Source organism: Enterobacter sp. HG048 (genome assembly GCF_024702055.1).
In the GTDB taxonomy this organism is placed as follows: domain Bacteria; phylum Pseudomonadota; class Gammaproteobacteria; order Enterobacterales; family Enterobacteriaceae; genus Enterobacter; species Enterobacter dykesii.
The window spans coordinates 29,285-42,745 of record NZ_JANLIZ010000022.1 but is presented as its reverse complement, the minus strand read 5'-3'; the positions used below and the strand labels follow the sequence as shown (position 1 = coordinate 42,745).

The following is a 13,461-nucleotide window of genomic DNA, read 5'->3' as shown; positions in this document are numbered from 1 at the left end:
GTTTAAATAACAGAGACAGTCTTTCATTTAAGAGACAGGCGTAAGAGAGGGTATACTGTGCCCTCGGCAACCGCTTCACAACCCAGTAACCCGTGCTATGACCCTCAATCGCTTGTGTTATTCACTTCTGATTTTCGCTGCAATAGCTAGCCTTCTTACCTCGCATCCGCTGATCATCTGGTTTCTGCTGATTAACGCCCTGACGACAGGTATGTATGGCGCCGATAAAATGGCGGCGCGTAAAGGTTTGCGCAGGGTGCCGGAAGTCACGCTGCTGGTGTTTGGCGCGACAGGCGGCTGGCCTGGTGCCATTGTGGGCCAACAGGTCTTTCGTCATAAAACTCAAAAGCAGCCCTTCAAAACCTACTTTGTTATCAGCATTTTCGTCAGCATCGCCGTAATGGTGACGGCTTACCATTTCTCTTCTTTTGCTTCCTGACCAGCGCAGGGAGAAACAGCTGAAGTGCTTGTTGACATCAAGTTAACTTGAGCTTTTAAGATGCCTCCACGTGCTGATAAAGGAGTAACATCTTAAAATGAAAGATATCGATGTTGGTTTTACCCACGTTGCGTTTATGGTCAGGGATCTGGAAAAGAGTATCGCTTTCTACCGTCGCTACGCCAATATGGACGTCATCCACCTGCGTGAACCCGGTATTCCCGATGCCCGAAAGGTGGCATGGTTAAGCGACCGTACCCGTCCTTTCGCTCTTGTGCTGGTGCAGGCCGACCATGTGACTGATACGCCGCTGGGCAACTTTGGTCACCTGGGGATTGCCTGCGCCACGCGTGAAGAACTCGACAGGAAAACGGATATGGCAATCGCTGAAGGGGTGTTAAGAAAAGCACCGGAGGAGTTGGGCGATCCCGTCGGTTACTATGTATTTTTTGCCGACCCTGACGGCAACACATTAGAACTGTCATTCGGGCAGCGGGTTGGGCTTGAGGCAATCCGGACGGCTCATACGGAAAAATGAAGTTAACGGGTGATATGAGAAAAAAGATGGAAGACAGGTTGCCGTTTCAAACCCCCCGGTTACGACTACGTCCTCTGGCATCTGCCGATTTATCGCAGCTTGCAGGCTACCGTAACCAGCCTGAAGTTGCCCGTTTTCAGAGCTGGGAGCGGTTTACGACGCGGGATGCAGAAAAATTATATGCTCAGCAGACCCTTCTTGAGTTTAACAGCGATGATACGTGGTATCAGATTATTGTTGAACGGCAAACGGACGGGGCAGTGGCGGGTGATATTGGTGTTCATTTTTTTGATGAGGGCAGGCAGGCTGAACTGGGTATGACCTTTGATATGAAATATCAGAAGCAGGGTTACGCCCGGGAAGCACTCAATGCCGTTATCACGCTGCTATTTACGCATTACGCAAAGCATCGGCTCATCGCCGTTGTGGATATACGAAATACGCCTGCTGTAAATCTGCTGGAAAAACTCCACTTTCGACGAGAAGCTCATTATCGGCAGAATGTCTTTTTTAAGGGAGAGTGGGGGGATGAATATCTTTATGCATTGCTGAGAGAGGAGCACCTCCAGCCTTAACGCCTCGTTACCATTAGACGCCAGCACTGCTAATAGTAGTAGGTCTATTCTCAATGGCTTGCTGTTTTTTGCACAATCTGAATAATAAATGCACCAACAAGGAAGACAACATCCCATGAGAATTCAAACTATTACACTGGCGGCGCTGGCGTTTATTTCTGCGCCTTCCTGGTCCGCGTTTCAGGAGCGCGAATATAATACATGGTATATAAAAAATGCCGTTCTTTATGATATGACGCAGACCTCAGAAGGTTTCCCCGTCATGGTGAGTATTTCTCAACCGGCCCGGCGTTCGGCCAATCTGCTGGTGTCCTACATATCCCCTGGACAATGTGGTGCGAACCGGCAAGAGCTTAACGTCAATGGCAAGGTGCTTCCTGCACAATATCACTGTGTTCAGGTGGGAGAGTACAGAATTGAGCATTTTTCAGTACTGGACGCTGACAGCGTTAATAGTATGGTGACACATTTGAAATCCGATTTTACCGTACTGCTTCAAAATGACATCAAGGTTTGGGCGGCAAACATTAAGACACCCATATATGGGCTGACGCCGAGATTTTAAATACTAAAATTCCGTCTTACGACGGTTTTTTTTAGGTGAAAAAATCATTGCCTTAATAATAATTCCCGTATTTTATTATTCAAAATAAATGACAAGTGGTTTTATTTATTTACGCATTAACATTTCTGTACGCTAAATGATACGGAATATCAGCAAATAACTTTGCTGAATGTTATTTTTAATATGGCTAAAGCTTAACTCCAGACTTACGCTTGCTAATGGATTTTGGTTGTCCAACACATCTTTATTGGTAAGGAGCAGAAAATGTCACAACGTAATAATCTGGATTTACTCAGCCGTAAAGAAGGAATGTGTTTGTTAGAGCAAAGCATGGGTTTTGTATGGCAGGCAGCACTTCGGGCTGTCGCGGTATTAGGCGTTGCAGATCTACTGGCTGAAGGAAAGAAATCCGTTAAGCAGCTGGCGAAGGAGCTTAATGTCGATGGCGATTATCTTCATCGAATCATGCGTTTATTGTCTTCGCGTGGGGTGTTCAACGAAGTATCCGAAGCGGAATACGGTCTTAGCCATTCAGCACAATTCCTGCGTTCCGATCATGAATTTTCCTTGCGTGCGGCGGTGCTCATGCTGACAGACCAAACATTCTGGCAGCCAGCGGCCAGAATGGATGAAATATTGCAAGGTAAACCCGTTTTTAACGAATTGTTTGGCAAGCCTTTTTACGATTACTGGCAGCATGACGACACGGCGACGGGTAGCAATATTTTTCACGCCGGTATGGCCTCTATGTCATCCGTAGAGAATGAAGCGATTACTGATAGCTATTTGTTCCCTGAAAACGCTGTCGTTGCCGATATCGCCGGTGGGCTGGGTAATTTATTGCTGGCCGTTTTACGTCGAAATCCGACCTTAACAGGGATCCTGTTTGATCAAAAAGACGTGCTTGCGCGCAATCGACTGTCACTATTGAATGATAATCGCCGATGGAAGCCGGTAGAGGGTAGCTTTTTTGAAGCCTGTCCTGCAGCGGACATTTATCTGCTTAAGTATATCCTCATGGACTGGCCTGATGAGAAGGCGGTACAGATACTTCAGTGCTGCAGAAATGCAATGAAAGAGAACGCCCGCTTATTAATTTTTGAACCGCTTATTAAAAAAGAAAATAATGAGCAGGGACGATTTGAAATTGACCTTCTTCTGTTAACAAGCTTTGATGGCGGGCGGGCAAGAACAGAGCCTGAGTATCAGGTCTTGTTTGAACAGACCAATCTGAAGCTGAACAAAATAATAGATACCCGTTCCTATCTGTCGATTTTGGAGGTCATACCTGTCTGAACTTGTCCGTCATTCCGTTTTACCATATTCCTGCTAACCTTGTTTGTTGTACCAGGAGCATGAATATGAAAAACAAAGATGAACAAACCGGATTAGTGGGGCTGGCGATTGGGGCCGCCGTAATTGGGCTGGTTTCCGCCCAGAAACCGATCCATCGCAACAGTATTGTGGATGAACTGGTCAGACTCGGCAGGCAAAAAGGCGATGGCGTAGAAGATGAGGTTTTCGTTAAGGCTGCCGAGCTGGTGAGAAAAGGGGTATAGCCCATGGCTGAAAGACGGAATGCGAAGTGCCATTGCGGGGCGGTGGCGTTCACCGTTGAGCTCACTGATGGCCTCAACACCGCGCGGCGCTGCAGCTGTTCCTTTTGTCGCATGCGGGGCGCGGTCGTTGTCTCTGCGCCTTTGTCAGGGATTAAGGTGACCAAAGGTGAGGATAAGCTCACCGAGTACCGCTTTAACACGGGAACGGCACGGCATTTCTTCTGCTCGGTGTGCGGGATCTACACGTTCCATCAGCGGCGTTCTAACCCAAACGAATATGGCGTGAATGTCGCCTGTTTTGAAAACGTTTCACCTTTTGATTTTCCAGAGGTGAAGGTGATGGACGGCGTTAACCACCCCATGGATGGGGAAAGTGGGGTATTTGGTTATCTCTCTTTTCGCGAGAAAGGGGAAGAGCAGGCATGATTGCCGCCTGGCCACTCTTTACTCAGCCTGGCTATAGTGGAAAATGGTTATCTGATACAGGAGAAACTATGCTCTGTGTTGAAAAAGACGATCCGCGTGAGGCCCCTGAGTCAGGGGATAAAAAGCCTCAACCTGTGAAAAAATAACGCGACATACGCGTTTACCCGCCACCGGCACTGCTGGTGGCTTTTTATTTTCTGGAACACGGTCAACTGCCATCCAGATGGTTTAACAGCGCGCCGAGATGCCCGACAATATCACCAAAATCAAAAATTAACGCCATCCACAACAATGCTAAAAGGGTAAGTACGACAAGGGATATACGACCAAACAACGCTGTTATCCTTAGTGACGAAAGGGCTATCACCGCAGTTTAACCCGCTTGTTTTCAACTTTCCCTCAACCAATCTCTTTCTTAAACTGTCTTTTGTGACAAATGTCATAAAAAAGCGAGCCCGCATAATTATGCGGGCTCTGACCATCAGAACTGGTAAACCAGGCCTAACGCTACAACGTCATCGGTGCTGATGCCGTTGTCTTTGTAGAAGCTGTCATCTTCATCCAGCAGGTTGATTTTGTAATCAACGTAGGTGGACATGTTTTTGTTGAAGTAATAGGTAAACCCTACGTCAGCATATTTAACCAGATCCTGGTCGCCCTGGCCGTTGCCCAGGTCCTTACCTTTCGACTGCAGGTAGGAAAGGGACGGGCGCAGGCCGAAGTCGAACTGGTACTGCGCGGTCACTTCGAAGTTCTGGGTTTTGTTCGCCACGGCGTCGATATTATCACCATACGGCGTCATATTGCGGGTTTCAGAATACATGGCCGCCAGGTAGACGTTATTGGCGTCATACTTCAGGCCCGCCGTCCAGGCATCCGCTTTGTCTCCACCCGCAGTGGTATTCATGACCTGCTCGTTGGTGCGGTCAGAAGAGGCATATGCGGCACCCGCAGTAATCCCCATGCCGAAGTCATAGGTGGTAGAAATACCGAAGCCATCACCGTTCTCGTGACGCGTGTCGCGTCCGTTATTGGTACCTTCCTGGTTGTTGCTGGCGTCTTCATTTTTGCCCTGGTACTGCAGCGCAAAGTTCAGGCCCTGCGCCAGACCGTAGAAGTCGGTGTTACGGTAGGTTGCCACACCGTTGGCACGGCCGGTCATGAAGTTGTCGGCTTTGGTGTAGGAGTCGCCACCAAATTCAGGCAGCATATCGGTCCAGCCTTCCACGTCGTACAGCACGCCATAGTTACGGCCGTAATCGAAGGAGCCGTAGTCGCCCACCTTCACACCGGCGAAGGCCAGACGCGTCCAGGACTGATTATCAGACCCTTCCGTATTATTCGCCTGGATGTTGTATTCCCACTGCGCGTAGCCGGTCATCATGTCGTTGATCTGGGTTTCACCCTTGAAGCCCAGACGCATATAGGTTTGATCCCCGTCAGCGCCTTTATCGTCGGAGAAATAGTGCAGACCATCTACTTTTCCGTACAGATCTAATTTGTTGCCGTCTTTATTATAAATCTCTGCTGCATGAGTTGCGCCAGCCATTAACAGAGCCGGAATCATCAGGGCCAGTACTTTTCTTTGCATTGTGATATTCCTTTGCAGTTGTTTTTATTTAATTACCTGTTGAACTTTCATAATGAGAAAGTTGTCTCATGCTAAATCACTCCCGTGAAGGAGTAATAAAATATAATTGTTACGAACTAAGTAAAATCTAAACCGAATAAATCGGCGGTAATGGTCATTGATTTGATGAATGATTTAAAAGTTTTTATATTAAATTGAAATTATTAAACAGGGTTTAATTAAGGTAATATTGAAGGCGTTATATGCCTGTAAGATGATTAATCCATAATTAACGTGAATGCTATTAAGGAAACTAAATAGATATTCAATAATTATCTGGATTCGCCCGGTGTGAATACGCCGGGCTTTTTTTATGGTAAAAAAATGCCCGGACAAGCCGGGCAGAGGAACTAGTCGCTGGTCGGTTTTTCGGCTTTACCCGCCATCTGCGCCAGGAAGTCATAGCGTTTTTGCAGGTCAGCAGCGGCATCTTTCCAGAGTTGCTCGGCCACTTCCGGCTGCTGGGCGTTAAGGCGACGGAAGCGCTGTTCCTGCATTAACGTCTCGGCCAGTGCGTCCGACGGCGGACGCGAATCCAGCGCCAGCGGTAATTTACCCTCGTCAGCACGACGCGGGTCGAACCGGTACAGCGGCCAGAAGCCGGTTGCGGTCAGCTGGCGCATCTGGTCGTGGCTGAGGGCCAGATCGTAGCCATGCTCTTCACAAGGGCTGTAGGCAATGATCAGCGACGGGCCAGGATACGCTTCCGCTTCCTGAATCGCTTTCACCGTCTGGTTAAGCTGCGCGCCCAGCGAGATTTGCGCGACGTAAACGTGACCGTACATCATCATGCTCACGCCGAGATCTTTGCGCGCCTTGCGTTTACCGTGTTCGCCGAATTTCGTTACCGCGCCTAACGGCGTCGCTTTCGACGCCTGGCCGCCGGTATTGGAATAACACTGCGTATCCAGAACCAGGATGTTGACGTTTTCGGTCAGGCTCAACACGTGATCCAGCCCGCCAAAGCCGATATCGTAAGCCCAGCCGTCACCGCCAATCAGCCAGATTGATTTTTCGACCAGGGCGTCAGCGTCGGTCAGCAGCTGTTCAGCCCCCGTCACGCCCTGCAGCGCGCGGCGCAGCTCAGCAACCTGCTCACGGCGTTCTTCTGGCGTCGCGTCCGCGTGAAGCGCGTCATTGAGCTCCGCGGGGATCTGCCCGGCAAACTGCTCCAGCAGGCGCATCACGCGCGCGCGGTGCTGGTCGACGGTCAGGCGGAAGCCCAGGCCGAATTCGGCATTGTCCTCGAATAGCGAGTTTGCCCACGCCGGACCGCGCCCATTCGCGTCGGTGGTGTACGGCGTAGAAGGCAAATTGCCCCCGTAGATGGATGAACAGCCGGTAGCGTTGGCAATCAGCATCCGGTCACCGTACAGCTGGGTAAGCAGCTTGATATACGGCGTTTCACCGCAGCCGGAGCAGGCGCCAGAGTACTCAAACAGCGGCGTAATCAGCTGTGACGTACGAATATCAATACGTTCCAGTTTGCTGCGATCGATTTCCGGCAGATTCAGGAAGAAGTCATAATTGACCTTCTCCTCTTCAACGTGCTCCAGACGCGACATCATATTGATGGCTTTGATCTCCGGATCCTGCCTGTCTTTCGCCGGACAGACCTCGACGCACAGGTTACAGCCGGTGCAATCTTCCGGCGCGACCTGCAGAACGTATTTCTGTCCGCGCATATCGCGAGACTTCACATCCAGCGAATGCAGGCTGGCTGGTGCCGTTTCCATCTCTTCCGGTGAAACCACTTTGGCACGAATGGCAGAGTGCGGGCAGGCCGCAACGCAGTGGTTGCACTGGGTACACAGCTCTTCTTTCCAGATGGGGATCGCTTCGGCGATGTTGCGTTTTTCCCAGCGGGTCGTACCCATCGGCCAGGTGCCATCCGGCGGTAGCGCAGAGACGGGAAGGGCATCGCCCAGACCGGCCAGCATCGCCGCCGTCACGGTCTTCACGAAATCGGGCGCCGCATCGGACACCACCGGAGGGCGGTTCGGGCTTGCGGCATCCACCGGCTGCAGCGGTACCTCATACAGCGATTCGCGCGCCAGCGCCAGCGCCTGCCAGTTGCGCTCGACCAGCTCCTGGCCCTTGCTGCTGTAGCTTTTGGCAATCGCCCCCTGCAGCTCCACCAGCGCGCTGTCGCCCGGCAGGATATTGGTCAGATGGAAGAAGGCCATCTGCATAACGGTATTAATACGCGCAGCCAGGCCACATTCGCGGGCAATTTTTGCGGCGTTGACGACGTAGAAACGGGCTTTTTTCTGGTTCAGCACCGCCTGAACTTCCTGCGGCAGTCGACCCCAGACTTCGTCTGCGCTGTACGGCGTATTGAGGAGGAAAATGCCTCCGGGCTTCAGGCGCTCGGCCATCTGGTATTTATCGATAAACTGCAGCTGGTGGCAGCCAACAAAATCAGCCTGAGAAATAAGATAAGCAGAGCGGATGGGCTGTTCGCTCACGCGCAGGTGGGAAACGGTCAGGCCGCCTGCTTTTTTGGAGTCGTAGACGAAGTATCCCTGGGCGTACCACGGCGTTGAGTTGCCGATGATTTTAATGTTGTTTTTGGTCGCGGAGACGCTGCCGTCGCTGCCCAGACCATAGAACAGCGCCTCAAGTTTTGCGGTCGAGGGCAGGGTATTTTCCGGCAACGACAGGGACAGATTCGTCACGTCATCATAAATGCCGACGGTAAAGCGCGGTCTGGGTTTCGCTTCGCTTAACTCGTTGAATACCGCCTGCACGCAGTCCGGCCCAAACTCCTTGGAGGACAAACCATAGCGCCCCCCGATAACGCGCGGCAGCGTTTCACGCTCGCCCTGATTAAAGGCTTCTGCCAGGGCCGTCATCACATCCAGATAGAGGGGTTCCGCCTGCGCGCCAGGCTCTTTGGTACGATCGAGCACCGCCACAGCGCGCGCGCTTTCAGGCAGCGCCGAAAGCAGATGTTTAGCCGAGAACGGGCGATAGAGACGTACCTTAAGCACGCCAACTTTTTCGCCGCGCGTCAGCAGCTCGTCAACCACCTCTTCACAGGTCCCAATGGCTGACCCCATCAGCACGATCACCCGTTCCGCCTGCGGATGGCCGTAGTACTCAAACGGTTTGTACTGCCGGCCGGTTGCGGCGGCAAAATCATTCATTGCCTGTTCAACATGGTCGTAAACAGCGTTGTACCAGGGGTTCGTGGCCTCGCGGGACTGGAAATAAGTATCCGGGTTCGCCGATGTCCCGCGAATAACCGGGTGTTCAGGATTCAAAGCCCGGGCGCGATGCGCGTCGATTTCCGCCTGCGGGAGCAGATTCAGGATAGTATCGTCGGCCAGCGGGACGATTTTGTTGATTTCGTGAGAGGTGCGGAAACCATCAAAGAAGTGAATAAACGGCACGCGGCTTTTGAGCGTGGCGATATGCGAAATTAAGGCAAAGTCCTGCGCTTCCTGAACGCTGCTGGCGCATAGCATCGCGCAGCCGGTCTGGCGCACGGCCATCACGTCAGAGTGGTCGCCAAAGATAGAGAGCGCGTGGGTAGCAACGGTACGCGCGGCAACGTGCAGAACGAAGGGGGTCAGTTGACCGGCGAGTTTGTACAGCGTAGGGATCATTAACAGCAATCCCTGTGAGGAGGTAAACGACGTGGAAAGCGCGCCGGTCTGAAGGGCGCCGTGTACCGTGGCAATCGCACCGGCTTCAGACTGCATTTCAACCACTCTCGGGACATCGCCCCAGACGTTTTTTAACCCGTTACCCGCCCAGGCATCCGCCTGCTCGGCCATGGTAGAACTTGGCGTAATCGGGTAGATGGCGATAACTTCACTGGTGCGAAACGCGACTGAGGCAACTGCACCATTACCGTCAATAGTTTGCATAGGACAACACCCTTACATTGCGCAAAAAATAGGGGTCTGTATTACGGCAACAAACCCTGAATATTATCTGTGTATTCTAGCAAACGGGGGATTTTACGATTTTCGCTTTTGTGTCCTTGGTATTCTTGCCATCAATGAGTAGATCAAACTTTTGGCGAAAAAATTGCGAGAAATTGTTTCTGTAGCGCATAAATACGCACTTCCGCTCTCGACGACACGGGATGTGATGCCTATTATGCATAGGTTTCGTATTATTCATGGGGGAGAGAGCATGCGCTCAGCATTTTGGGTAGGGTGTGCCGCGTTATTGTTGTCGGCATGTAGCAGTGAACCAGTCCAGCAGGCAACGGCAGCCCACGTGGCGCCGGGAATGAAAGCGGCAATGTCCAGTTCAGGTCAGGCCAACTGCGCGATGATTGGCGGTTCGCTGTCTGTCGCCCGCCAGCTTGATGGTTCTGCTATTGGGATGTGCGCCTTGCCAAACGGCAAACGCTGTAGCGAACAGTCGCTTGCCGTTGGAAGCTGCGGTAACTACTGATTATTCTACACGCTTAAACATCAGCGTTGTATCGGCTGTCGCCAGCGTTAACTGGTCCTCAGTCAGGTCGACCTGCGCCCCTTTGCGCAGCATGTCGCCGATGGTCTGATCCAGCTCATTCAGCTGCTGCTCGGTACAGAGCTTACGCGTCATGGCCAGCGTTTTAACCTTAAGCTCGCCTTCGGACAATTTCCCCTGTCCGTTGAAGCGGTTACACATCTGGCCGGAAACGCTGATGTTATTCACCAGGCTGATATCTGGCAGCGCGCTAAAACCGATTTCAGGTTGCGTTGTCGCGGTCTTCACGGCCTTACCGTTTACGTTTTCCAGCACAAAGCGGTGGTTTTTAAGTTGCTCCGGCTGTACGGAGGTTTTACCCGGATTAACGCAGCCGGTAAGGACAAGACTAATAACGCTTAACGCAATGAGCTTTTTCATTTTTCTTCTCAAACTATAAGTACCGTGAATCTTTTTCCAGTGTAACGATACTCTGCCGTGGGTTAATGGGGTTTATCTGAAAGTGCGGGGAGAAGTACCGGGCAACGCAGCGGTTGCCCGGAATGACGTTAATGCGATTTAAATCCAGCCGCCGTCATCAGCATGCGGAAGAGCATACTGACAGCAGCCAGCGCCAGTACGCTGCCGCCCCAGATAATGGCCAGCCACAGTAATCTTTTCCAGACAGGTTGTTGCATCAGTGATAACCCTCCCCATGCTGAACTTTGCCGCGAAACACGTAGTAGCTCCAGAAGGTGTAGACCAGAATAACGGGAATGATCAACAGCGCGCCCACCAGCATAAAGCCCTGGCTTTGCGTCGGGGCGGCGGCCTGCCACAGGGTGATCGACGGTGGAATAATATGCGGCCAGATGCTGATCCCAAGCCCGCTAAAGCCGAGGAATATCAGCCCCAGCGTCAGAATAAACGGACGGCTATGGCTGGCGGGATTATTCAGGCAGCGCCACTGGTAGAGGCTAAAAATCACCACCAGAGCAGGGACCGGCAGCAGATAAAACAGATTCGGCAGCGTAAACCAGCGCGCAGCGATGGCCGGTTGCGCCAGCGGCGTCCAGAGGCTGATCGCCGCAATAAACGCCAGCAGCACGATTAACAGCGTTTTCGACACCTCACGCATCCGCTGCTGCAGCGCGTTTTCGCTTTTCATCACCAGCCAGGTAGAGCCTAACAGCGCATAAGCCACCACCAGCCCCGCGCCGCAAAACAGGTTAAACGCGGTAAACCAGTCAAAGGGGCCGCCGGTATAGGCCCGGCCGGTGACGGTAAAGCCGTTAATGACGGCGCCTACCGTCACGCCCTGGGTGAACGTTGCCAGAATTGAACCGCCTATAAACGCCTTATCCCAGAAAGGGCGGTGGGCCGGCGTGGCTTTAAAGCGAAACTCAAAAGCCACCCCGCGGAAAATAAGTCCGATCAGCATTAATGTTAGCGGAATGGTCAGGGCATCAACGATCACTGCATACGCCAGCGGGAATGCGCCGAACAGAGCGGCACCGCCAAGCACCAACCAGGTTTCATTTCCGTCCCAGACCGGCGCGACGCTGTTGACCATTACGTCGCGATCGTCGGCGTTCTGCGTGGCAGGGAACAGAATGCCAATCCCCAGATCAAAACCGTCCATGACGATATACATCAGCGTGGCGAAGACGATGATCACAAACCAGATAATGGAAAGATCGATACCCATTATGGCTGCTCCTTATGTTCAGTTGTGACGGCAGAAAGCGGGCGCGCCGGACGTCCGTCGGACTCGGTAGCGAAAGTTTCATGCGGCTGTGGGCCTTTTCGGATGAGGCGTACCATATAGCTGTAACCCACGCCGAATACCGAGGTATAGACGACGAAGAAGGCCAGCAGGCTCACGCTCATATGCAGATCACCGTGGGCGGACACCGCATCCTTCGTTCGCTGGAGTCCGTAGACCACCCACGGCTGGCGGCCCACTTCGGTGGTGATCCACCCGGCCAGGATGGCAATCAGCCCGGTTGGCCCCATCAGCAGCGCAAACCACAGGAAAGGGCGCGACGAATAAACGCGCTTTTTATAGCGCAGCCAGAGTGCCGTCACCCCGAGCAGTAGCATCAGCATGCCCAGGCCCGCCATGATGCGGAACGACCAGAAGACGATGGTGGAATTCGGACGATCTTCCTTCGGAAACTCTTTGAGTGCCGGAACCTGTTTATCCAGACTGTGCGTCAGGATAAGACTCCCCAGCGCCGGGATCTCCAGCCCAAATCGGGTGCGCTCCTGTTCCATATCCGGCCAGCCAAACAGCAGCAGCGGGGTAGGCTCACCCGGCGGATTTTCCCAGTGGCCTTCAATGGCGGCAATCTTGGCAGGCTGGTGCTTTAAAGTGTTCAGGCCGTGCATATCGCCAACCATGGCCTGAATGGGGGCGACAATCAGCGTCATCCACAGCGCCATAGAAAACATCGCCCGGATGGCAGGAGTATTATTCCCGCGCAGCAGATGCCATGCCGCGGATGCGCCCACAAACAGGGCGCTGCTCAGGAATGCGGCTATCGACATATGCAGCAGGCGGTAAGGGAAGGAGGGATTAAACACCACGGCGAACCAGTCCACCGGTACCACCTGGCCGTTGACGATCTCATAGCCCTGCGGGGTCTGCATCCAGCTGTTCGACGAGAGGATCCAGAAGGTGGAGATAATGGTGCCCAGCGCCACCATGCAGGTGGCGAAGAAGTGCAAACCCGGCCCGACTTTATTCCAGCCGAACAGCATCACGCCGAGGAACCCGGCCTCGAGGAAGAAGGCGGTCAGCACTTCATAGGTCAGCAGCGGGCCGGTAATACTGCCCGCAAACTGTGAAAAGCCGCTCCAGTTGGTGCCAAACTGGTAGGCCATCACCAGCCCGGAGACCACGCCCATGCCAAAGTTGACGGCAAAAATCTTCGACCAGAAATGGTACAGCGAGCGCCAGACCGGATTTTTTGTTTTCAGCCACAGCCCTTCGAGCACGGCAAGATAGCTTGCCAGGCCGATGGTGATCGCCGGGAAAATAATGTGAAAGGATACGGTAAAGGCAAACTGTATCCGTGCAAGGTGAAAAGCATCTAAACCAAACATGCACAGCCTCAATGTCAAACGGTGTGCTGTTATGGTATAGGGGCAAAGTTCGGACTATCAGACGCAGAAAAGTGATTTTTAACCATAACAGTTGGCTTAAAACTCATGCTTTAGCCATCTGATATACCTCGAGTGAGGAATAAAAACCGTCTTTTTATGAATTTTACGCATAAAACTGCTTGCCTTGTCGTCTGCGCCGTGCGTTAATGGC

Annotated in this window: 15 protein-coding genes; 9 read left to right on the top strand and 6 right to left on the bottom strand. The window is 52.5% G+C overall.

The features are described 5' to 3' along the window. Positions 1-97: 97 nt before the first annotated feature. The 8 genes from NUX24_RS19935 (at position 98) to NUX24_RS19900 (ending at position 4,248) form a co-directional block, all read left to right on the top strand. Complete coding sequence (locus NUX24_RS19935; protein WP_257833650.1) at positions 98-439, top strand: DUF1294 domain-containing protein; 342 nt, start codon at positions 98-100, stop codon at positions 437-439. A gap of 97 nt (positions 440-536) precedes the next feature. Continuing rightward, positions 537-977, top strand: coding sequence for a VOC family protein (locus NUX24_RS19930; RefSeq protein WP_257833648.1), 441 nt, complete (start codon positions 537-539; stop codon positions 975-977). Continuing rightward, positions 974-1,552, top strand: coding sequence for a GNAT family N-acetyltransferase (locus tag NUX24_RS19925; RefSeq protein WP_257833646.1), 579 nt, complete (start codon positions 974-976; stop codon positions 1,550-1,552). Before NUX24_RS19930 ends, NUX24_RS19925 begins: the two co-directional genes overlap by 4 nt. Positions 1,553-1,667: 115 nt before the next feature. Beyond that, positions 1,668-2,117 (top strand): hypothetical protein, encoded by a 450-nt coding sequence (locus tag NUX24_RS19920; protein ID WP_047651072.1) that lies wholly within the window; start codon positions 1,668-1,670, stop codon positions 2,115-2,117. Positions 2,118-2,381: 264 nt separating this feature from the next. Beyond that, the gene (locus tag NUX24_RS19915) at positions 2,382-3,413 is read left to right on the top strand and encodes a methyltransferase (protein ID WP_257833642.1); all 1,032 of its coding nucleotides are present in this window, start codon (positions 2,382-2,384) and stop codon (positions 3,411-3,413) included. 65 nt (positions 3,414-3,478) lie between these two features. After that, positions 3,479-3,676 (top strand): hypothetical protein, encoded by a 198-nt coding sequence (locus tag NUX24_RS19910; RefSeq protein WP_023312007.1) that lies wholly within the window; start codon positions 3,479-3,481, stop codon positions 3,674-3,676. A gap of 3 nt (positions 3,677-3,679) precedes the next feature. Continuing rightward, entirely contained in the window at positions 3,680-4,102 is a 423-nt protein-coding gene (locus NUX24_RS19905; protein WP_047651071.1) for a GFA family protein, read from the top strand. Between the two features lie 68 nt (positions 4,103-4,170). After that, positions 4,171-4,248, top strand: coding sequence for a hypothetical protein (locus NUX24_RS19900; protein ID WP_223239581.1), 78 nt, complete (start codon positions 4,171-4,173; stop codon positions 4,246-4,248). Positions 4,249-4,583: 335 nt separating this feature from the next. Here the strand turns inward: NUX24_RS19900 and ompC are convergent, their stop codons facing one another. After that, positions 4,584-5,693 (bottom strand): porin OmpC, encoded by a 1,110-nt coding sequence (gene ompC, locus NUX24_RS19895; protein ID WP_257833638.1) that lies wholly within the window; start codon positions 5,691-5,693, stop codon positions 4,584-4,586. Positions 5,694-6,082: 389 nt separating this feature from the next. Then, on the bottom strand, positions 6,083-9,607 hold the full coding sequence (gene nifJ / locus NUX24_RS19890) for a pyruvate:ferredoxin (flavodoxin) oxidoreductase (RefSeq protein ID WP_257833636.1): 3,525 nt from the start codon (positions 9,605-9,607) through the stop codon (positions 6,083-6,085). 271 nt (positions 9,608-9,878) lie between these two features. Between nifJ and NUX24_RS19885 the strand changes: the two genes are divergently transcribed. Continuing rightward, positions 9,879-10,145 carry a DUF333 domain-containing protein gene (locus NUX24_RS19885; protein ID WP_023312003.1) on the top strand — a complete coding sequence of 89 codons (267 nt, stop codon included), beginning with the start codon at positions 9,879-9,881 and terminating at the stop codon, positions 10,143-10,145. Here NUX24_RS19885 and hslJ read toward each other — a convergent pair whose 3' ends face one another. The 4 genes from hslJ to NUX24_RS19865 form a co-directional block, all read right to left on the bottom strand. Then, on the bottom strand, positions 10,146-10,583 hold the full coding sequence (gene hslJ, locus NUX24_RS19880; RefSeq protein ID WP_257833634.1) for a heat shock protein HslJ: 438 nt from the start codon (positions 10,581-10,583) through the stop codon (positions 10,146-10,148). A 128-nt stretch (positions 10,584-10,711) separates the two neighbouring features. Next, positions 10,712-10,840, bottom strand: coding sequence for a DUF2474 domain-containing protein (locus tag NUX24_RS19875; protein WP_008501283.1), 129 nt, complete (start codon positions 10,838-10,840; stop codon positions 10,712-10,714). After that, positions 10,840-11,850, bottom strand: a complete 1,011-nt coding sequence (cydB, locus tag NUX24_RS19870; protein ID WP_048029815.1) for a cytochrome d ubiquinol oxidase subunit II — start codon at positions 11,848-11,850, stop codon at positions 10,840-10,842. Before cydB ends, NUX24_RS19875 begins: the two co-directional genes overlap by 1 nt. After that, positions 11,850-13,250: a cytochrome ubiquinol oxidase subunit I gene (locus tag NUX24_RS19865; RefSeq protein ID WP_029741510.1), complete on the bottom strand. Its 1,401-nt coding sequence runs from the start codon at positions 13,248-13,250 to the stop codon at positions 11,850-11,852. Before NUX24_RS19865 ends, cydB begins: the two co-directional genes overlap by 1 nt. Positions 13,251-13,461: the final 211 nt, after the last annotated feature.